The organism is Rhodanobacter sp. FW106-HT46G03, assembly GCF_058789895.1.
On record NZ_JBYTCC010000001.1, the window covers coordinates 1,308,352 to 1,328,168 of the forward strand.

Annotated in this window: 14 protein-coding genes; 10 read left to right on the top strand and 4 right to left on the bottom strand. The window is 66.6% G+C overall.

The window, feature by feature from the left end; genetic code table 11:
- The first annotated feature begins 31 nt into the window (after positions 1–31).
- The gene (prpB, locus tag AC3WP6_RS05535) at positions 32–928 is read left to right on the top strand and encodes a methylisocitrate lyase (protein WP_492626795.1); all 897 of its coding nucleotides are present in this window, start codon (positions 32–34) and stop codon (positions 926–928) included.
- A complete protein-coding gene (gene prpC, locus AC3WP6_RS05540) occupies positions 925–2,070 on the top strand; it encodes a bifunctional 2-methylcitrate synthase/citrate synthase (protein WP_492626079.1) in 1,146 nt (381 codons plus the stop codon). Before prpB ends, prpC begins: the two co-directional genes overlap by 4 nt.
- A 48-nt stretch (positions 2,071–2,118) precedes the next feature.
- Here prpC and AC3WP6_RS05545 read toward each other — a convergent pair whose 3' ends face one another.
- Positions 2,119–2,802 (bottom strand): TerC family protein, encoded by a 684-nt coding sequence (locus AC3WP6_RS05545; RefSeq protein WP_492626796.1) that lies wholly within the window; start codon positions 2,800–2,802, stop codon positions 2,119–2,121.
- Positions 2,803–3,087: 285 nt separating this feature from the next.
- Between AC3WP6_RS05545 and AC3WP6_RS05550 the strand changes: the two genes are divergently transcribed.
- From AC3WP6_RS05550 to AC3WP6_RS05565, 4 genes are all read left to right on the top strand, one after another.
- The gene (locus AC3WP6_RS05550) at positions 3,088–4,539 is read left to right on the top strand and encodes a bifunctional 2-methylcitrate dehydratase/aconitate hydratase (RefSeq protein ID WP_492626797.1); all 1,452 of its coding nucleotides are present in this window, start codon (positions 3,088–3,090) and stop codon (positions 4,537–4,539) included.
- 201 nt (positions 4,540–4,740) lie between these two features.
- Entirely contained in the window at positions 4,741–5,793 is a 1,053-nt protein-coding gene (locus AC3WP6_RS05555) for an OmpA family protein (protein ID WP_492626798.1), read from the top strand.
- Between the two features lie 364 nt (positions 5,794–6,157).
- Positions 6,158–7,219, top strand: coding sequence for an OmpA family protein (locus AC3WP6_RS05560; RefSeq protein ID WP_492626799.1), 1,062 nt, complete (start codon positions 6,158–6,160; stop codon positions 7,217–7,219).
- An 81-nt stretch (positions 7,220–7,300) separates the two neighbouring features.
- A complete protein-coding gene (locus tag AC3WP6_RS05565; protein ID WP_492626800.1) occupies positions 7,301–8,050 on the top strand; it encodes a pseudouridine synthase in 750 nt (249 codons plus the stop codon).
- Here AC3WP6_RS05565 and kbl read toward each other — a convergent pair.
- The 3 genes from kbl to tdh form a co-directional block, all read right to left on the bottom strand.
- Positions 8,047–9,243 carry a glycine C-acetyltransferase gene (gene kbl, locus AC3WP6_RS05570; protein WP_492626801.1) on the bottom strand — a complete coding sequence of 399 codons (1,197 nt, stop codon included), beginning with the start codon at positions 9,241–9,243 and terminating at the stop codon, positions 8,047–8,049. The genes AC3WP6_RS05565 and kbl overlap by 4 nt on opposite strands.
- 161 nt (positions 9,244–9,404) lie before the next feature.
- Complete coding sequence (locus AC3WP6_RS05575; protein ID WP_492626802.1) at positions 9,405–13,022, bottom strand: DUF748 domain-containing protein; 3,618 nt, start codon at positions 13,020–13,022, stop codon at positions 9,405–9,407.
- A 116-nt stretch (positions 13,023–13,138) separates the two neighbouring features.
- Positions 13,139–14,173: an L-threonine 3-dehydrogenase gene (gene tdh, locus AC3WP6_RS05580; RefSeq protein WP_492626803.1), complete on the bottom strand. Its 1,035-nt coding sequence runs from the start codon at positions 14,171–14,173 to the stop codon at positions 13,139–13,141.
- A 247-nt stretch (positions 14,174–14,420) separates the two neighbouring features.
- On the opposite strand from tdh, the gene AC3WP6_RS05585 reads away from it, so the two are divergent.
- The 4 genes from AC3WP6_RS05585 (at position 14,421) to hflX (ending at position 19,722) form a co-directional block, all read left to right on the top strand.
- Complete coding sequence (locus tag AC3WP6_RS05585) at positions 14,421–16,583, top strand: S46 family peptidase (RefSeq protein ID WP_492626804.1); 2,163 nt, start codon at positions 14,421–14,423, stop codon at positions 16,581–16,583.
- Positions 16,584–16,859: 276 nt separating this feature from the next.
- A complete protein-coding gene (gene miaA, locus AC3WP6_RS05590) occupies positions 16,860–17,804 on the top strand; it encodes a tRNA (adenosine(37)-N6)-dimethylallyltransferase MiaA (RefSeq protein ID WP_492626805.1) in 945 nt (314 codons plus the stop codon).
- Between the two features lie 220 nt (positions 17,805–18,024).
- On the top strand, positions 18,025–18,303 hold the full coding sequence (gene hfq, locus AC3WP6_RS05595; protein ID WP_492626806.1) for an RNA chaperone Hfq: 279 nt from the start codon (positions 18,025–18,027) through the stop codon (positions 18,301–18,303).
- Between the two features lie 72 nt (positions 18,304–18,375).
- Entirely contained in the window at positions 18,376–19,722 is a 1,347-nt protein-coding gene (gene hflX / locus AC3WP6_RS05600) for a ribosome rescue GTPase HflX (protein WP_492626807.1), read from the top strand.
- The last annotated feature ends 95 nt before the right edge of the window (positions 19,723–19,817 follow it).

The window sequence follows — 19,817 nt, forward strand, 5'->3', positions numbered from 1 at the left end:
GCTAAACTGTGACCTTTGACGGAGCGAACTGATGACGCAATCGACATCTTCCGGCGCACGTTTCCGGGCTGCAGTGGCGGCCGAGCGGCCGTTGCAGGTGGTGGGGGCGATCACGGCCTACGCCGGGCTGATGGCCAAGCGCGTCGGTTACCAGGCGCTGTATCTCTCCGGCGGCGGCGTGGCGGCGAACTCGCTGGGCATGCCGGATCTCGGCATCTCCACCATGGAAGACGTGCTCACCGACGCTCGCCGCGTGGTCGAGGCCACCGGTTTGCCGCTGCTGGTCGACATCGACACCGGCTGGGGCGGCGCGTTCAACATTGCGCGCACCATCCGGAATTTCGAGCGTATCGGCGTCGCTGCGGTGCACATCGAGGATCAGGTCGGCCAGAAGCGCTGCGGCCATCGCCCCGGCAAAGAGGTGGTGCCGAAGGCGGAGATGGTCGACCGCGTGAAAGCCGCGGTGGATGCCAGGACCGATGCCGGTTTCGTGGTGATGGCGCGCACCGATGCCGCCGCGAAGGACGGCATCGACGCCGCCATCGAGCGCGCCGTGGCCTACGTGGAAGCCGGCGCCGACATGATCTTTCCCGAGGCGATGAAAACGCTGGACGACTACCGGAAATTCAAGGCGGCGGTGCAGGTGCCGATCCTCGCCAACCTCACCGAGTTCGGCGCCACCCCGTTTTTCACCACTACCGAGCTGGCCAGCGCCAACGTCGACATCGCGCTGTATTGCTGCGGCGCGTACCGCGCGATGAACAAGGCGGCTCTCAATTTCTACGAAACCGTGCGCCGCGACGGCACGCAAAAAGCCGTGGTGGACACCATGCAGACGCGCGAGGAGCTGTACGACTACCTCGGCTATCACGCCTACGAGGACAAGCTCGACGCGCTGTTCACGCACCAAACTGGAGAACTTCAATGAGCGAACAAGTCCTTCCCAAAGCCAAGAAATCGGTGGCGCTGTCCGGCGTGGCCGCGGGCAACACGGCGCTGTGCACGGTGGGCCGCAGCGGCAACGATCTGCACTATCGCGGCTACGACATCCACGACCTGGCGGGCAAAGGCTGTTTCGAGGAGGTGGCGCACCTGCTGGTGCACGACCACCTGCCGAACTGGACCGAGCTGCAGAACTACAAAGCCAAGCTGAAGCGCCTGCGCGGGCTGCCGGCGCCGGTCAAGGCCGCGCTGGAGCTGCTGCCGGCCGCGACCCATCCGATGGACGTGCTGCGCACCGGCTGCTCGGTGCTGGGCACCGTGCTGCCGGAGAAGGACGACCACAACGTCACCGGCGCGCGCGACATCGCCGACCGCCTGATGGCGAGCTTCGGCTCGATGCTCTTGTACTGGTACCACTTCAGCCACAACGGCAAGCGGGTGGAGACCGAGACCGACGACGAGTCGATCGCCGCGCACTTCCTGCACGTGCTGCACGGCAAGGCGCCGAGCGAGCTGCACGCCAACTCGCTGGACAAGTCGCTGGTGCTCTATGCCGAGCACGAATTCAACGCGAGCACCTTCAGCGCGCGCGTGATCGCCGGCACCGGGTCGGACATGTACTCTTCCATCACCGGTGCGATCGGTGCGCTGCGCGGCCCCAAGCACGGCGGCGCGAACGAGGTAGCGATGGAGATCATCTCGCGCTACCGCAGCGCGAACGATGCCGAAGCGGACATCCGCGCGCGCGTGGAGCGCAAGGAGATCATCATCGGTTTCGGCCACCCGGTGTACACGGTGTCCGACCCGCGCAACGAGATCATCAAGGAGATCTCGCGCAAGCTGTGCACCGATGGCGGCAACCCGGTGCTGTTCGCGGTGTCCGAGCGGATCGAGAAGGTGATGGGCGAGGTCAAGAAGATGTTCCCGAACCTCGACTGGTACTCGGCCAGCACGTACCACATGCTCGGGGTGCCGACCGCGATGTTCACGCCGCTGTTCGTGATCTCGCGCACGGCCGGCTGGAGCGCGCACGTGATCGAGCAGCGCCAGGACGGCAAGATCATCCGCCCGAGCGCCAACTACACCGGCCCGGAAGACCTCGCCTACGTGCCGATCGACAAGCGCTGATTACCGGCGTGATGCAACGAAAAAGGCGCCCAACGGGCGCCTTTTTCATCAGCCTGGCCGATGCGCCAGTGTGCGGCGGCGGTTGGCGAGCCAGCCGCCGCCGCAGATGCCGAGAACCAGCACTGCATCCAGCACGTACAGCAGCGCTTCGCGGCCAGTGAACACGCCGGCCAGCAGGTGATCGTGGGCGAACATGCGGCCGGCGGTGATCGCGATCGCCCCCGCGCCGATGTAGACGATGATCGGGAAGCGCCCGATGAGCTTCAGGATCAGGGTGGAACCCCACACCACCAGCGGCACGCTGATCGCCAGGCCGATCACCATCAGCCCGAAGTGGCCCTTGGATGCGCCGGCGATGGCCAGTACGTTGTCCAGCCCCATCAGCGCGTCGGCCACGATGATCGTGCGCAGCGCTGACCAGAAGCTGGAGGCGGCTGCCACTTCGTGCCCGTGCGCATGTTCATCCTGGCGCAGCAGCTTCCAGGCAATCGGCAGCAACAGCAGGCCACCGGCCAGCATCAGTCCCGGCAGTTTCAGCAGGTAGATCACGATGGCGGTCAGCAGGATGCGCACGCCAACCGCGCCGAACGTGCCCCAGAACACCGCCTTGGTCTGCAGCGATTTCGGCAGGCGACGCGCGGCCAGTGCAATGACGATGGCGTTGTCGCCAGCCAGCACGAGGTCGAGCAGGACAAGGGTAAACAGGCTGGAAAGAAAATCGGCTGGGGACATGGTGCGCTCGGTAGGGAACAGTTGATCGGCGGGCAAGCCCGCCAACCGCAAAAGTCTCGTTCGCAGCACGCGTGCTGCCGCGATGACCGGGGCGGAACGCCCGTGTTGACGGCCAGCGCACCGGCAGCGCAAAAGCACGCCGGGAACTACTCCCTTTCGAGGCAATAGGAAACGAATTGTCCGGGCAGCGGTTATGGCCGTCAAGCGCCGCCATCGTCCCTTTGGAAGGGGCAGCAGGCGGCGCGAGTCGCTAAAATCGGGTTTCTCTTACCGCGAGTACCGTCCATGAGCGCCACCGACATCCGCTCCGCCGTCCGCCCCCAGCCCGACCAGCCGATGGTGGACATCGCCAACTACGTGGCGGATTACCGCATCGACTCGCGCGAGGCCTATGACACCGCGCGTTACGTGCTGCTCGATTCGCTGGCCACCGCCATGATGGCGATGAAATTTCCCGAATGCGTCAAGCATCTGGGTCCGCTGGTGCCGGGGGCGACGTTGCCGGGCGGCGCGCGCGTGCCGGGCACCAGCCACGAGCTCGATCCGGTGCAGGCGGCGTTCGCGATCGGCGCGCAGATCCGTTGGCTGGATTTCAACGACACCTTTCTTGCCGCGGAGTGGGGCCACCCCTCGGACAACCTCGGCGCGATCCTCGCCGTGGGCGATTACCTCGGACGCAAGGCCGAACGCGAAGGCGGCACCGCGCCGACGGTGCGCGACGTGCTGGGGTACGCGATCAAGGCGCACGAGATCCAAGGCTGCTACGCGCTCAAGAACAGCTTCAACCGGGTGGGCCAGGATCATGTGATCCTCGTGCGCCTGGCATCTACCGCGGTGGCCACCCGCATGCTGGGCGGCAGCAAGGAGCAGATCGTCACCGCGGTGTCGCACAGCTGGATCGACAACGGCGCCCTGCGCACCTATCGCCACGCGCCAAACACCGGGCCGCGCAAGAGCTGGGCTGCGGGCGACGCCTGCCGGCGTGCCGTCACCCACGCCATCAATGCGGTGTACCGCGGCGTGGTCGGCTATCCCTCGGCGCTCTCCGCCAAGACCTGGGGTTTCTATGATGTGGCGTTCAAGGGCAAGCCATTCGAGTTCGAGCGCCCGTTTGGCAGCTATGTGATGGAAAACGTGTTGCTGAAGATCAGCTACCCGGCCGAGTTCCATGCGCAGACCGCGGTGGAGTGCGCGATGGCGCTGCATGCCCGGGTGGCCGACAAGATCGACCAGATCGACAAGATCGTGATCGAGACCCAGGAAGCCGGCTGCCGCATCATCGACAAGACCGGCCCGCTGGCCAACTACGCCGACCGCGACCACTGCATCCAGTACATGGTGGCAGTGCCGCTGATTTTCGGGCGGCTCGTCGCCAGCGACTACAGCGACGAAGTCGCGGCCGACCCGCGCATCGACGCGCTGCGCAACAAGATGGTTGTGGTGGAGAATCCGCAGTTCACCAAGGATTACTTCGATCCCGACAAGCGTTACATCGGCAACGCCGTGCAGGTGTTCTTCAAGGACGGCTCGCACACCGAAAAGGTGACGGTGGATTACCCCATCGGCCATCGCAAGCGCCGCGCCGAAGGCATCCCGGTGCTGCTCAAGAAGTTCGAAGCGGCAATGCGCGGTCACCTGCCGGCACACAAAGTGGAAGCGATCCTTGCGGCCACGCGCGATCCGGCGCAGCTGGATGCCATGCCGATTCAGCAATTCCTCGGCTTGTTCACGCTGTAACGACGAGCATCACGCAAAGTGGCGGGGAGCGTGGCCAACGTCGCACGCATCAGAGGCGACACGGGGATCGAACGCAGGGGCATCACGCATGTCTGCGCGTTGGCGGGCGCAGGTCGCGTTTTCGTGAGTGAATCGCGGTGCAGATAAGGGCGGGTCGCTTCCGGCAGGGCACCCGCCGCGATCGAGACAAGGAGACACCGTATGCAACACAAGGCACTTTGTTTCATGCTGGCACTTGCCCTCGGGGGCGTTGGCGTCGTGCAGGCGCAAGACACCGCGGTGGTGGATGGCAGCCACGGCAGCTTTGATGGCCGCTGGTACGTGGCCCCGACCGTCGGCGGCTATTACAACGACAGTGATCGCAACACCAACAGCCGCCAGTTCTACTACGGCATCGGCGTCGGCAAGTTCCTGTCCGCCAACACCTCGCTGGATTTCTTTTTTGACCGCACCAAGCGCGACATCGACCGCGGCGCTGCGAATGGTGGCGGCCATGGTTCGAGCCGCTGGGTGAACAACAATGTCGGCGTCGCGCTGCGCTATTACCTCGGCTCTGCCACGTGGCGGCCGTATCTTCTGGTGGGTGCTTTGGGCAGCCACCACAAGAATCCGAGCGACCGCGGCTGGGCGGCGGCGGCTGAACTCGGTGGTGGCGTCGCGGCGGCCATCAACGATGATTCGGACGTGCGCATCGAGGCCGGTTACCGCTACGACCTGGACGACAAGAGCCAGCGCAGCCGCAACGGCTACGGCGATGCCTTCCTCGGCCTGAGCATCGTGTCGCGCTTTGGCGCCAAGCCGGCGGCCCCGGCTCCGGTCGAAGCAGCCCCGGCGCCGGCCCCGGCTCCGGTGGAAGAGGCTCCGGCTCCGCAGAAGGTGGTGATCGACCTGCGCGGCGTGAACTTCAAGTACGACCGCCCGAAGAAGGGCGAGACGGACATCTCCAAGTCGCTGGCCGAGCCGACCGCCGACTCGATCTCGATCCTGGAGCAGGCCGTCGATACCTTGAAGCGCTACCCGGACGTCAAGGTGACGGTGGCGGGTTACACCGACGCCAAGGGCAAGCCGGCGTACAACCAGGCGCTGTCCGAGCGTCGTGCGCAGCTGGTGTACAACTACTTGACCAGCCACGGCATCGCCGCGAGCCGCTTGACCGGCCCGGTCGGGCATGGCGCAAGCGACGCCATCGGCGACAACGCGACCGACGCTGGCCGCGCGCAGAACCGCCGCGTGGAGTTGCAGGTTCAGCACTGATCGCTGTTGCATGCTTGACGAAAAGCCCGGCGCAAGCCGGGATTCCCTTCACCGTTTTACGGTCGGGTTTCAGCTTCAGTCCGACCATCAAGTGGCAATGCTCGCGGAGGATGCGTGCATGGTCGACATGGCCTTCACATGGCTGGCGGTAAAGGCACCGAACGATTCCGAGGCTGAACGGACACGCACCGAAAGGTGCCGACTGTCGCAGGTTTCGGTGTCCTGATTAACAAATTTGCTACACTTGCGAGGTCGGTAATGCAGATCTGCGTTGCACTGCATTACGGAATGCAGATAACGATCTCGCTGTCGGTCCCCACCGGCAGCGGGCAAACCAACAGGGATTTTGACGAGGAGAGACCTCATGAAGCGCACGAGCCTTTATTTCATGGTTGCGTTGGCTCTTGGCGGTGTCGGTGCCGTGCAGGCGCAGGACAACACCGCTGCAACCAGCAGCGATGCCACGTCGTCGACCTTCGACGGTCGTTGGTATATCGCCCCGACGATCGGCGGTTACTACAACGACACTGACCGCAACACCAACAGCCGCCAGTTCTACTACGGCCTTGGGGTCGGCAAGTTCTTCACCCCGAACCTGTCGTTGGATCTGTTCTTTGACCGCACCAAGCGCGACGTCGACCGTGGTGCCGCCAATGGTGGTGGACACAGCTCCAGCCGTTGGACCAGCAACAACGTCGGCGTTGCCGCGCGTTGGTACTTCACCAATTGGACCGTGCGTCCGTATCTTCTCGGCGCCATTCTGGGCAGCCACCACAAGAACCCGGTCAACAGCGACTGGGCCCCGGCTGCCGAGCTGGGTGCAGGTCTTGCCACGGCGATCAACGAAGATTCCGATTTCCGCGTGGAAGCCGGCTATCGTTATGACTGGGACGACAAGAGCCAGCCGAACCGCAACGGCTACGGCGATGCCTTCCTCGGCCTGAGCATCGTGTCGCGCTTTGGCGCCAAGCCGGCGGCCCCGGCTCCGGTCGAAGCAGCCCCGGCGCCGGCCCCGGCTCCGGTGGAAGAGGCTCCGGCTCCGCAGAAGGTGGTGATCGACCTGCGCGGCGTGAACTTCAAGTACGACCGCCCGAAGAAGGGCGAGACGGACATCTCCAAGTCGCTGGCCGAGCCGACCGCCGACTCGATCTCGATCCTGGAGCAGGCCGTCGATACCTTGAAGCGCTACCCGGACGTCAAGGTGACGGTGGCGGGTTACACCGACGCCAAGGGCAAGCCGGCGTACAACCAGGCGCTGTCCGAGCGTCGTGCGCAGCTGGTGTACAACTACTTGACCAGCCACGGCATCGCCGCGAGCCGCTTGACCGGCCCGGTCGGGCATGGCGCAAGCGACGCCATCGGCGACAACGCGACCGACGCTGGCCGCGCGCAGAACCGCCGCGTGGAGTTGCAGGTTCAGCACTGATCGCTGTTGCATGCTTGACGAAAAGCCCGGCGCAAGCCGGGCTTTTTCTTTGTGCGGTTTGCGTCGATCCTTGGGCTTGTCATGACATCAGTATCCAAACCGGCTTCGTCCCGCCACGGCATTGCCCGCGTGCTGAGCAAGCTTGGCGCGTGTTCGCGCAGTCAGGCCGAAATCGCCGTGCGCGCGGGTCGCGTGCGGGTGGATGGCCGGCTGGTGCGTGATCCGGAGATGCCGACGGACGCGGCGCATCAGCGCATCGAGCTGGACGGAGTGGCCGTGGCCGCACCCACCCGGGTGTACATCGCGCTCAACAAGCCGCGCGGCAGCGTGGTCAGCGCGGCCGACGAGCATGACCGCACCACGGTCTACGACCTGCTGGCAGGGGCCGGCTTGCCCTGGCTGGGTCCGGTCGGGCGGCTGGACCGTGCCAGCGAGGGTTTGCTGCTTCTGACCAACGATAGCGAGTGGGCGGCGGGCATCACGGAGCCTTCGACGCACGTGGCCAAGACCTATCGCGTACAGGTGGCTGGCCAGGTGGACGCTGCGGCGTTGGCCGCCATGCAAGGCGGCGTCGTGGACGCCGGCGAGCGGTTGCGCGCCCAACGCGCCACGCTGCTACGCAGCGGCGAGAAGAATTGTTGGATTGAGATCGTGCTGGATGAAGGTCGCAATCGTCACATCCGGCGCTTGCTCGCGGCGCTCGGTTTTGACGTGCTGCGGCTGATCCGGGTGGCAATCGGTGATTTGCCGCTGGGCAATCTCGGCAAGGGCCAGTGGCGCCACCTCGATGCTGCCGAGGTGGCGCGCTTGGGTGGGCGCCCGACTGCCTAGGCGATGATGCCGAGCTGTTTGCCAATCTTGGTGAACGCGGCGATCGCGCGGTCGAGTTGTGCGCGCGTGTGCGCCGCGCTCATCTGGGTGCGGATGCGGGCCTGGCCCTGCGGCACCACGGGATAGAAGAACCCGGTGACATAGATGCCTTCGTCCAGCAGGGCGTTGGCCATCGCCTGCGCCTTCTTCGCGTCGTAGATCATCACCGGCACGATCGGATGCACGCCGGGCTTGATGTCGAAGCCGGCCCGCGTCATGGCTTCGCGGAAATGCCGGGTATTGGCGTTGAGCGTCTCACGCAGTTCGCCCGCGGATTCCAGGAGGTCGAACACCTTGATCGCGGCGGCTGCCAGATGCGGCGCGAGCGAGTTGGAGAACAGGTACGGGCGCGAGCGCTGGCGCAGCATCTCGATGATTTCCGCGCGGCCGGTGGTGAAGCCACCGAGCGCGCCGCCCAGCGCCTTGCCAAGCGTGCTGGTGAAGATGTCGATCTTGTCCATCACGCCGTTGACCTCGGCCGAGCCGCGGCCGGTGGCGCCGACGAAGCCGGTGCAATGGCTTTCGTCGATGTGCACCAGCGCGTGGTATTTCGCCGCGAGTTTGGTGATTTCATCCAGCTTGGCAATGAAGCCGTCCATCGAGAACACGCCATCGGTGGAGATCAGCTTGGTGCGCGCGCCGGCCGCGTCGGCGGCCTGCAACTGCTTTTCCAGGTCAGCCATGTCGCTGTTGGCGTAGCGGTAGCGCTTGGCCTTGCACAGGCGGATGCCGTCAATGATCGAGGCGTGGTTGAGCGCGTCGGAAATAATCGCGTCCTGTTCGCCCAGGAGCGGCTCGAACAGCCCGCCGTTGGCGTCGAAGCAGGCGGCGTAGAGGATCGCGTCATCGGTGCCGAAGAAGTGCGCGATGCGCGCCTCCAGCGTCTTGTGCAGATCCTGCGTGCCACAGATGAAGCGCACGCTGGCCATGCCGAAGCCGTGGCTGTCGAGTGCTTCTTTCGCCGCCTGGATCACCGCCGGGTGGTCGGCAAGGCCCAGGTAATTGTTGGCACAGAAGTTCAGCACCTTGCGCCCGTCCGCCAGGGTGATTTCGGACGATTGCGGCGACACGATCACGCGTTCGGCCTTGAACAGGCCTTGTTCGCGGATGGCATCGAGTTCACTGGCGAAGCGCGCCTGTGCGGGGTAGCTCATGATCGGATCCTGGGTGGGAGAGGAGTGCATTGTCGGTCTTTCGGTGTGCGCATCCAAAACCCATTGCAGCAGGCGCTACAGGACCGCCTTGCATGGCAGCCATTCGGGGTTTGCCGACGTCGAGGCGGCGGGCGCCCGGAGAATGCCGGCCAGTCAGCGATTCACTGCGTGAGACCGAGATCGACCCGCGTCGGCGTGCCCGCGTCCTTGGACTTGCCGGTGTCCACCACTGGCGCCAGCACGAACACGCGGTCGTCGGCGATCTTGCCGCGCAGCCACGCGCGCACCGCATCGGCGCGCCGTTCGGCAAGGTGGCGCATGGCATCGGTGTCGGTGGGCACGTTGGCTTCGAGCAGCTTGCGCATCACGTCCGGCGGCTGCGACTTGGTCAGGCCGATGGCGTCGCGCGGCTTGGGAAAACTCGCGTGGCGGTAGGCTTTCTTGAGGTATTTGTCGGTTTGCGCCGCGGAGAGTTCGCCGGTGCCGGCCGCGTCGCCGGCCTCCTGGCGGATCAGGTCGTCGACGGTGACCTTGCGCAGGCCAGCCTCGTCGAGCGCCGGCGCCGCGCGCCCGGTGATGTTCAACTTGAGTGCGGGTTTCTGCGCCAGCATCCGCACCACTTTCTGCAGTTGCGTTTGCGTGGCCGGATCCAGCACCGCGCTGCCGGGGGCGAACGCCACCTGGCCGAGATCCTGGTCGCCGCTGCCGCCGAACGCGGCGCCGAGCAGGCGGAACGGTGAGGTCACGGCGCGGCCGATCAGGTGCACGAACGCCTGCCATACCAGTCCGCCGATACTGAAATGGGGGTCGTCGAGCGAGCCGGAAACCGGTACGTGCACGTCGATCTGCCCCTGCGAGTTCTTGAGCAGTGCGACTGCAAGCTTCACCGGCAGGTGGCTGATGCCGGGGCCCTCGATGCGGTCGCCGAAGGTGAGCTGGTCGATGAACAGGTGGTTGTCGGCGGTCAGCTTGCCGTGGTCGAGCTGGTAGTGCACGTCGACGGTGAGGCGACCCTTGGTGATCGGATAGCCGGTGTACTTGCCCGAATACGGCGACATGTGGGTCAGCTCGACCCCGTCGGCCTTGCCCTTGATGTCGAGCGCCGCCACGGGTGCCAACGGATCGATGGTGCCGGTGATGTTCACCGGCGAGTTGTTGTCCAGCTCCCCCTGCAAGCTCACCGCGGCCGGTGGTCCGCCCGCGGTGCCGAAACTGCCGATCGAACCGTCGAGGTTGGTGATGTCGGCGGTGTAGTTCGGCTTGATGAAGTTGTCGGTGTAGTTGAGATGCCCGCGTGCGAGCGTGATCTTGCCAATCTGGATGTCGGCCGCGGGAGTGGCTGCGGGCGCCGCGGCAGCCGGTGCGGTGGGCGCCGCCGGCGCGGGGGCGTTGGCGGTGGTCGGCGCGGCGCGCGTCACCGATACCGGATTCGCCTCCGGGTTGGCGACCACGTCGCGCAGGTTCACGTGGCCGTCGGCGTTGATGATGACGCGGGCGTAGAAGTCGTTCAGCGCGAGGCCGGCGATGGCGACGTGCGGTACCTCGTCGCCCATGCGCACGTTCATGCCATCGGCGGTGAGTGAATTCCAGCGCAGGAAATCATCCCCGGTCAGCTTGTCGCGCACGCGCACGTTGCCGAGCGTCACCCGGCCGCGCCAGTCGATCAGCGGCTGGGTGCTGCGCGCCCGGTAATTCAGGCGGCCATCGGCGCTCACCAGCGCGCTGGAGATGGTGACGTTCAGTGGCACGCTGACCAGCGATTTCAACGCGGCGATGTCGAGCCGGCTGCTGCGTACCCGCAGCGCGGCCGTGAGCGGTTCGGGGCGGACGGTGCCGTCCACGTGCACGCTGCCGCGGCCGACACCGCCCTCGAGCGCAAGCTTGACCGGCTTGCGGAAATCGTCCGACAGGCCGTCGAGCTGCGCGTGGCGCAGAGCCACTTCGGTTGCGTGCCGTGACCTGGCGGGGTTGTCCGCAGCGACGGTCAGCGTACTGGCGTCCACCGTCAGTTGGCCGATCGTCCAGTGCCACGGGGTCCCGGCGGGAGCCCCGTGCGCCGGGGCCTGCGGCTTGATCAGGTTCCCCATCGACAGGGTGCCGTCGGCCTTGCGTCGCGCATCGACCCGCAGGCCGCGCACGGCCACGTGGTCAAGCGTGGCACTCTGCTTCGCGAGGTCGAAGCCGGTGATGCCGGCCTCCAGCGAGGCCAGCGCCAGCGGGGTCTGCTGCCCGTTGCGCAAGGCAAGGTCGTGCACGGCAGCGGTGCCGTTTTCCAGATTGAGCTGGGTCGCGCGGCTCCAGTCGACGCGCCATTGACCGCCGGCGTCCAGCGTGCCCGAGGCGATGTCCGCGGCCAGCAAGGGCGGGGCAAACCCCTGCAGCGGCGCGATGCCGACGCCGGTGGCGGCAAGGCTGCCGACGTACTGGTGGGCGGCAAGATCGAGCTTGCCCTTGGCCGCGAGTGAACCGCCGTTGAGCGTGGCTTGGATATCCACGGCTGCCGGCGGGGCGGACAGCGTGGCCAGGCCCTGCAGGGTGCCGTGCAGGTTGGTCAGTGCGAGCGTTGCCGGCTTGCCGCCGCTGCTGCGGTCGGTGTAGTCGACACTGCCGCCTTGCAGCGTGATCGAGGCGATCCGCAGATCCGTCGCCGGACTTGCCGTCGTTGGCGCGGCCGGGATCTTTGCCGGGGTTGCCGTTGGACTGCCGCCGGTTAGCGCATCGAAGTTGGAAGTGCCGTGGGGACCACGGACGTAATGCACGCTCGGCGCATCCAGCCGCATGGCGCCGAAGTGGTAGTGCGAGCGCAATGGCTCGACGTCGTCCAGCGCGACCGCGGCATGACCGAGTTCGAGGATCGGCGTGCCGGCAGGCGTGGCCAGTGCGAAGCGGTCCAGTTGCAGCTCGCCGCCGAGACGAACCTGCGGCCCCGCAGGCGCCTGCACGAAATGCACCGCCACCTGGCCGGACAGTGTGCCGCGCGGCAGCACAAACGGCAGCGTGGTCGGCAGGTAGCCGAGGTACCGCGGCAGGTCGACGCCATCGAGGCCGAGTTGCACCACCGACTCGCGGGTGGATGCAAACGGCTTGGTGTGGCCGGTGATGCGGATCGGGCTGCCGTCGACGGTCATCGCCAGCAGCGGCTGCACGAACACGTTGGTGTCGCGCGGCAGGTTGGCGAGAAACGGGATACCGAGGTCGAGGTGGTCGACGTGGTGCACGGATTTCGTCACCGCATCGTTGAACGTGATGCTGCCGTCGCTGACCTGGATGTTCGACAGGGCGAAACGCAGTGGCTTCGCATCCGGCGGCGAGGGCTGCTTCGTGAACTTGTCGATCAGGTCGGAGAAGTTGAAGCGTTGCGGCGCCGTGCGCGTCACCTGGATGCGCGGCTTGCGCAGCGCCACCTCGTCCAGTACCGGTGCCAGGCGGAACAGCGACGTCCACGAAGCGTTGACCACCGCGCGGTCGATGTCCACGAACGGCGAATGGCCGTCGCGGTCGGCGATGTGCAGCTGGTCGACCTGCAGCCGCAGCGTGTAGGGATCGAAGTGCACCGCGGCGATGGTGACCGGCCGATCCAGCAGGGCACTCAGCCGGCTCTGCAGTTGGCTGCGCAGGATCGGTGGCAGCGCAAAGAAGCCGAGCAGCCCGAACACGACGACCGCCGCGATGATCCCCACGCTCCAGCGGCGCACCCGGCGCGAACGTCCGAGGCCGCGCAGGCGGGTGGCAAGCACGGCGCGCCACGAGTGGGTCGGTGATGGTGTCGCGTCCGTCATGGAACCACTCCCGGTTGACGGCCGTTCGACAAGGTGCGGCCGGATGCCGCGAGTTTACGTAGGTCGCATGTCGATGCGTTGCGACGGCGACGCCCGGCCGCCGTCGCCGTTCAGCATCAGGTCCAGCTCAGGACCACCTTGCCGCACTGGCCCTCGGCCATCAGGTCGAAACCCTTCTGGAACTCGGCGATCGGCAACTGGTGGGTGAGCACCTTCTGCAGCGGGAAGCCGGTCAGCACCATCTGCGTCATCTTGTACCAGGTCTCGAACATCTTGCGGCCGTAGATGCCCTGGATGGTGAGGCCCTTGAAGATCACCTTGTCCCAATCCACCGTGGCGCCCTTGGGCTGGATGCCGAGCATCGCAATCTTGCCGCCGTGGTACATCACGTCGAGCATGTCGTTGAACGCGCGCGGGTTGCCGCTCATTTCCAGGCCCACGTCGAAGCCCTCCATGTGCAGGTCCTTCACCACGTCCTTGATCGACTGGTGGGCAACGTTGACCACGCGCGTGGCGCCCATGTCGGCGGCCAGCTTCAGCCGATAGTCGTTGACGTCGGTGACCACCACGTTGCGCGCGCCGACGTGCTTGCAGATGCCGGCGGCGATCACGCCGATCGGGCCAGCGCCGGCGATCAGCACGTCCTCGCCGATCAGGTTGAACTCCAGCGCGCAGTGCGCAGCGTTGCCGTAGGGGTCGAAGAACGCGGCCAGCTCCGATGGGATCTGGTCCGGGATCGGCCACAGGTTGGTGGCCGGCATGGCGATGAATTCGGCGAACGCGCCGTCGCGGTTCACGCCGATGCCGAACGCGTGCGGGCACAGGTGCGGACGCCCGGCGCGGCAGTTGCGGCAGTGGCCGCAAGTGATATGGCCTTCGGCGGAGACGCGATCGCCGACGTGGTAGCCGGTGACGCCGGCACCCATGGCCACGATGCGGCCGACGAACTCGTGGCCGATGGTGGTGCCCGGCTTGATCGTGCGCTGGCTCCATTCGTCCCATTTGTAGATGTGCAGGTCGGTGCCGCAGATCGCGGTTTTTTCCACCTTGATCAGCACTTCGTTCGGGCCGATTTCCGGCACCGGCACCTCTTCCATCCAGATGCCCTGTTCGGGTTTGCGTTTGACCAGGGCTTTCATCATTTGCGGCATGGGGGACTTCCAGTGGACATGCCCGCGCGGCGGGCGGAACGCCGCAAATTATAGGGCGCCTGCCGTGGGCAGCCGTCGTGCAGCGCAGCGTCGACGGCGGCGGAAACCGCGCTGCGATGCGGCTTGGGGTGGCGGCCGGGAATCCAAGCGTGACTTGCGGCATATGCCGGCGTGAACGGAGTCAGGCATAAGTCGCAAGTTGTTGCGGCGGCATGTGCACGTCGCGGTTCCCCACCCGGAGGTTTTCGTGCGTCGACTCTTGCTTGCCACGGCCGTGTCGTTCGGCCTCATCTCGTCCGCCCACGCCGTCGAAGGCATGTGGCAGCCGGCCCAGTTGCCCGGCATCGCGGCCACGCTGCAGCAGCATGGCCTGAAGCTGGACCCGAAGACCCTCGCCGACCTCACCGCGTATCCGCTCGGCGCGATCGTGAGCCTGGGCGGCTGCACCGCGTCGTTCGTGTCGCCCGCGGGCCTCATCGTCAGCAACCACCACTGCGTGTACGGCGCGCTGCAGCTCAACTCCACGCCGGAAAACAACCTGATCGAGAAGGGCTTCCTCGCCAGGACGCAGGGCGAGGAGCTGTCCGCCGGTCCGTCCTCGCGCGTGTTCGTCACCGAGGAAATCCGCGACGTCACCCCGGCCATCACCGCCAAGCTCGGCGCGTCGATGGATGGCGCCGCGCGCCACAAGGCGATCGAGCAGGCGATCAAGGCCGAGGTCAAGGCGTGCGAGAGCGACGGCTACCGCTGCGACGTCTACACCTTCCACGGCGGCTACAGCTACCAGCTCATCAAGCAGCTCGAGATCAAGGACGTGCGCCTGGTCTATGCGCCGCCGGAGTCGATCGGCAAATTCGGCGGCGACGTCGACAACTGGATGTGGCCGCGCCACACCGGCGATTTCGGCTACCTGCGCGCCTACGTGTCGAAGGACGGCAAGTCCGCGGCATACGCCAAGGACAACGTGCCGTACCAGCCCAGGCATGTACTGAAGGTCAATGCCAAGGGCGTGGAAGCCGGCGATTACGTGATGGTCACCGGCTATCCCGGTCGCACCAACCGCTACCGCTTGGCGGACGAAGTCCGGAGCGCGATTGATTACACGTATCCGACCCAGATCGGCGTCTACCAGGACACGCTCGACATCATCAACACCGCCGGCAAGGCCGACCCCAAGGTGGCGGTGAAGTACGCCAGCATGGTCGCCGGGCTCAACAACTACCTGAAGAATTTCGGCGGCCAGCTCGAAGGCCTGCGCCGCGCCGACGCGGTGGCGGTCAAGCGCACCCAGGAGGCCGAGCTGGAAGCCTGGTTGCAGAAGCAGGGCGGCGCGCAGAACGCGGCGCTGGCCGCGGACATCGGCAAGCTGCGCACCGCCATCGCCGCCGAGCGTGCCGACCGCGAGCGCGACTTGGCACTGGGGCTGGTCAACCGCGCGGCGCTGTTCAGCACCGGCGTGCGTCTGGTGCATCTGGCCAAGGAGCGCCCCAAGGCTGATCTCGACCGCGATGCCGGTTACCAGCAGCGTGACTGGGTGCGCATCGAAGGCGGCCTGAAGCAGCTCGACCGCCGCTTCGATCCGGGCGTGGACCAGCAATTCATGGTGTATGGCCTGACCCGCTACGTGAAGTTGCCGGCGGCACAGCGCCTGCCCGCGCTCGACGCGTGGCTGGACGGCGCGAGCACGCCAGCGCAGCTCAAGACGAAGGTCGCCGCGCTCTACGCGGGCAGCCAGCTCGACCGCCAGGACGACCGGCTCAAGTGGTTCGCCGCCGACAGCAAGGCGATCGACGCCAGCTCCGACAGCATGCTGGAGCTCGCACGCGCCGTGCAGCCCGAGCTCAAGCGCATCGCCGATGCCGAGGATGCGCGTGCCGGCGACATGAGCAAGCTGCGCCCGCGCTACATGCAGGCGATGATCGCGTGGAAGCAGTCGCAGGGCCTGCCGGTGTACCCGGATGCCAACAGCTCCCTGCGCGTCACCTTCGGCAACGTGCAGGGTGTGGCGCCGCGCGATGGCGTGAGCTACGCGCCGTTCACCACGGTGGCCGGCATCGTCGAGAAGGACACCGGGGTCGAGCCGTTCAACGCGCCGAAGGCGGAAATCGCGGCGATCAAGGCCAAGGCGTTCGACGGTTTCGCCTCGCCGAAACTCGGCACGTTGCCGGTGGATTTCCTCGCCGACCTCGACATCACCGGCGGCAACTCCGGCTCGCCCGCGCTCGATGCGCACGGGCAACTGGTCGGCCTCGCCTTCGACGGCAACTGGGAGTCGGTCAGCGGTGACTGGTTGTTCAACCCGCAGCTCAACCGCTCGATCCAGGTCGACGTGCGCTACATGCTGTGGGTGATGCACCACCTCGACCACGCGGACAACCTGTTGCGCGAGATGGGCGTCGGGTTGCGCTGATCGCCGCGCCCGCGCGCACGCAGCAGAAGGCCGCTGACATGGCGGCCTTCTGCGTTTTGGTCCGTCGGCCCGATGCCCGACTGGCCGCCGTGAGGTGGGCTTCAGCCCGACGGGGAGCACGGTGACGGCAGTTGTCCACCGCCGATGTGGAAAGGCCGGGGACAAGCCTGTGGACAACGGCGATTCGTCCCGGCAACTCAGGCGTTTGGCACGGATTGCTGAAAACTTGTCCAGCTGCCGTGCGCTACGCTTGCGGCCCGCCTGCTTCGATCACGCATGTCCATCGACACCCGACCACCGGCGATTTTCCTGATGGGGCCCACGGCCTCGGGCAAGACCGCCCTGGCGTGCGCGCTGGCCGAGCGCTTTCCCCTGGCGCTCATCAGCGTCGACTCCGCGCTGGTCTATCGCGGCCTGGATATCGGCGCGGCGAAGCCGGATGCGGCGACGCTTGCGCGCCACCCGCACGCCTTGATCGACATTCGTGACCCGGCGCAGCCGTACTCGGCGGCGGAGTTCCGCGCCGATGCCCTGGCGGCGATGACGGCGGCAACGGCACAGGGCCGTGTGCCGTTGCTGGTTGGCGGCACCGGTTTGTACTTTCGTGCCCTGCAGCAAGGGCTGGCGGTTTTGCCCGACGCGAATCCCGCAGTGCGTGCGCAACTGGCGACCGAGGCGGCGCAGCTCGGCTGGCCGGCGCTGCACGCGCGGCTGGCGCGACTCGATCCGCCGACGGCGGCACGCCTGGGGCCGAACGATGCGCAGCGCGTGCAGCGCGCACTCGAGGTCATCGCGTTGACCGGCAAGCCGCTCAGCGTCCTGCACGGCGCAGGGCAGCGCGTCCGCTTTCCGTGGCGGGTGCTGAAACTCGCCCTGGTGCCAAGTGATCGCGACGGCCTGCGCGTGCGCATCGCGCAGCGCTTCGACGCCATGCTCGCCGCCGGTTTCGAGTCGGAATTGCGCGCGCTGCATGCGCGCGGCGATCTGCACGCCGACCTGCCGGCGATCCGCGCCGTCGGCTATCGCCAAGGCTGGGCGTGGCTGGAGGGCGAGGGCAGTCGCGAGGCCTTCCGCGAACGCGCAATCTTTGCCACCCGCCAACTCGCCAAGCGGCAAATGACCTGGCTGCGCGCCGAGCTGGACGCCCGCGTGATCGACTCGGACATGGCGCCGCCGCTGGCACGCGCTGCGGCGGCTGTCGGGCCGTTTCTCGGGAGTTGATGCAGCGCGTCGTACTTGCTGGCCTGAAGCCCGCTCCCAGATGCGTCGCTATTTGCCGAGGCGTGCTTTTCAGCATCCCCAATCCCGAATCCTCAGTCCCGTTTCGATGAAATACCGCTTCCTTCGCGCCGTGGAACACAGGTAACATCGCCCAGGTTGGGCCGGGGCGCCAGCGGCGTCTTTTCCCCGGCCCGGATAGCCGATCAGGGGAGAACAAGAAATGTCCAAGGGACAATCGTTGCAAGACCCGTTCCTCAATGCATTGCGCCGCGAGCGCGTGCCGGTGGCGATCTACCTCGTCAACGGCATCAAGTTGCAGGGCACGGTCGAGTCGTTCGACCAGTTTGTGGTGCTGCTGCGCAACCAGGTCAGCCAGATGGTTTACAAGCACGCCATCTCGACCGTGGTGCCCAGCCGCAACGTGCGCATCGGCAGTGGCCATGAGGGCCATGACGCCCCGGTCGACGGCGAGCCGTCGAGCGAGCCTGCCGAGGCTTGATCCGCGGCGTCGCTGCCCTCATTCAAGCGGTGTCGTTGTGCCACCGATTTTGGACCGAGGTTTCAGCCAACCGTGTTTGATCGTCAAAAGAAAGGCGAGCGCGCCGTGCTCGTGCTGCCGCATGCGCGCGGCGGCAGCGAGCTGGCGCGCCGCACCGCCGAGTTCAGCGAGCTGGCCCGTTCGGCCGGCGCTGAGCTCGTGGGCAAACTGGCCGCGCGGGTCGAGGTGCCGAATCCCGGCTTCTACATCGGCAGCGGCAAGGCCGATGAACTGGCCGAGCTGGTGCGCGCCCAGCAGGCCGACCTGGTGCTGGTCGACCACCAGCTCACGCCGGTGCAGGAGCGCAACCTCGAAAAGCACGTCAGTGCGCGGGTGGTCGACCGCTCCGGCTTGATCCTCGACATCTTCGCGCAGCGGGCGCGTTCGCACGAAGGCCAGCTTGAAGTGGAGCTGGCGCAGCTCAAGCACCTCGCCACCCGGCTGGTGCGTGGGTGGAGCCATCTGGATGCCCAGCGCGGTGGCGCCATCGGCAACCGCGGCCCCGGCGAAACCCAGCTGGAAACCGACCGCCGCCTGCTGGGCGAGCGCGTCAAGCAGCTCACCAAGCGGCTGGATCGGGTGCAGACCCAACGCGGCCAGCAGCGCCGCGCGCGGCTGCGCAATACGGTTCCCCGGGTGGCGCTGGTCGGCTACACCAACGCCGGCAAGTCCACCCTGTTCAACGCGCTGACCGCCGGTGGCGTGTATGCCGCCAACCAGCTGTTTGCCACGCTTGACCCCACGGTACGGCGTCTCGACGACCTCGCGTGCGGCGCCGTGGTGGTGGCCGACACCGTGGGTTTCATTCGCGAGTTGCCGCATGACCTGGTGGCCGCGTTCCGCGGCACGCTGGCCGAAGCGCGCGACGCCGATCTGCTGTTGCACGTCAGCGATGCTGCCGACGACGAGCGCGAGGCCTTGCGGCGGGTGGTCGATCAGGTGCTGGAAGAAATCGGTGCCGGCGATGTGCCGCAATTGCAGGTGTTCAACAAGATCGACCTCCTGCCCGGCCATGGCGAAGCGGCCGCCGCGGTGGCGCCGCGCCTCGACCGCGACGCCACCGGCAAGCCGCAGGCGGTGTGGTTGTCGGCGGCCGCCGGCACGGGCGTTGATCTATTGCGCGATGCGCTCGGGGAGCTGCTCGGCGGCACGCGCATCCAGGCTGGCTGGAACCTGCCGTTGACTGCCGGCCGGCTGCACGCGCAACTGCGTGCGGTGGGCGCCATTGCTGCGGAAAGCGTGGACGAGCAGGGCTGGAACCTCCAGATCGACGCCGCCCTGCGGGTGCTGGCTCCGCTTGGCGTGGGCAATGCACCGGATGCCGTACTCATGCGCGACCTGCTCGGCGCCGTGCGGGATGACCATGGCATCGTCTGCTAGAATCCCAGTGGTTTGCGCGGCCAAAAACCGCTCGGCGCCCCTTTTGACAGGCAGCTTGGTCACGCTTCATGCCATTCACGTCCCAACCGACTCGT

Bases quoted from the DNA above. Each gene is read 5' to 3' on its own strand.
- prpB (WP_492626795.1), top strand. From the start codon at position 32: ATGACGCAATCGACATCTTCCGGCGCACGTTTCCGGGCTGCAGTGGCG.
- prpC (WP_492626079.1), top strand. From the start codon at position 925: ATGAGCGAACAAGTCCTTCCCAAAGCCAAGAAATCGGTGGCGCTGTCC.
- AC3WP6_RS05545 (WP_492626796.1), bottom strand. From the start codon at position 2,802: ATGTCCCCAGCCGATTTTCTTTCCAGCCTGTTTACCCTTGTCCTGCTC.
- AC3WP6_RS05550 (WP_492626797.1), top strand. From the start codon at position 3,088: ATGAGCGCCACCGACATCCGCTCCGCCGTCCGCCCCCAGCCCGACCAG.
- AC3WP6_RS05555 (WP_492626798.1), top strand. From the start codon at position 4,741: ATGCAACACAAGGCACTTTGTTTCATGCTGGCACTTGCCCTCGGGGGC.
- AC3WP6_RS05560 (WP_492626799.1), top strand. From the start codon at position 6,158: ATGAAGCGCACGAGCCTTTATTTCATGGTTGCGTTGGCTCTTGGCGGT.
- AC3WP6_RS05565 (WP_492626800.1), top strand. From the start codon at position 7,301: ATGACATCAGTATCCAAACCGGCTTCGTCCCGCCACGGCATTGCCCGC.
- kbl (WP_492626801.1), bottom strand. From the start codon at position 9,243: ATGAGCTACCCCGCACAGGCGCGCTTCGCCAGTGAACTCGATGCCATC.
- AC3WP6_RS05575 (WP_492626802.1), bottom strand. From the start codon at position 13,022: ATGACGGACGCGACACCATCACCGACCCACTCGTGGCGCGCCGTGCTT.
- tdh (WP_492626803.1), bottom strand. From the start codon at position 14,173: ATGCCGCAAATGATGAAAGCCCTGGTCAAACGCAAACCCGAACAGGGC.
- miaA (WP_492626805.1), top strand. From the start codon at position 16,860: ATGTCCATCGACACCCGACCACCGGCGATTTTCCTGATGGGGCCCACG.
- hfq (WP_492626806.1), top strand. From the start codon at position 18,025: ATGTCCAAGGGACAATCGTTGCAAGACCCGTTCCTCAATGCATTGCGC.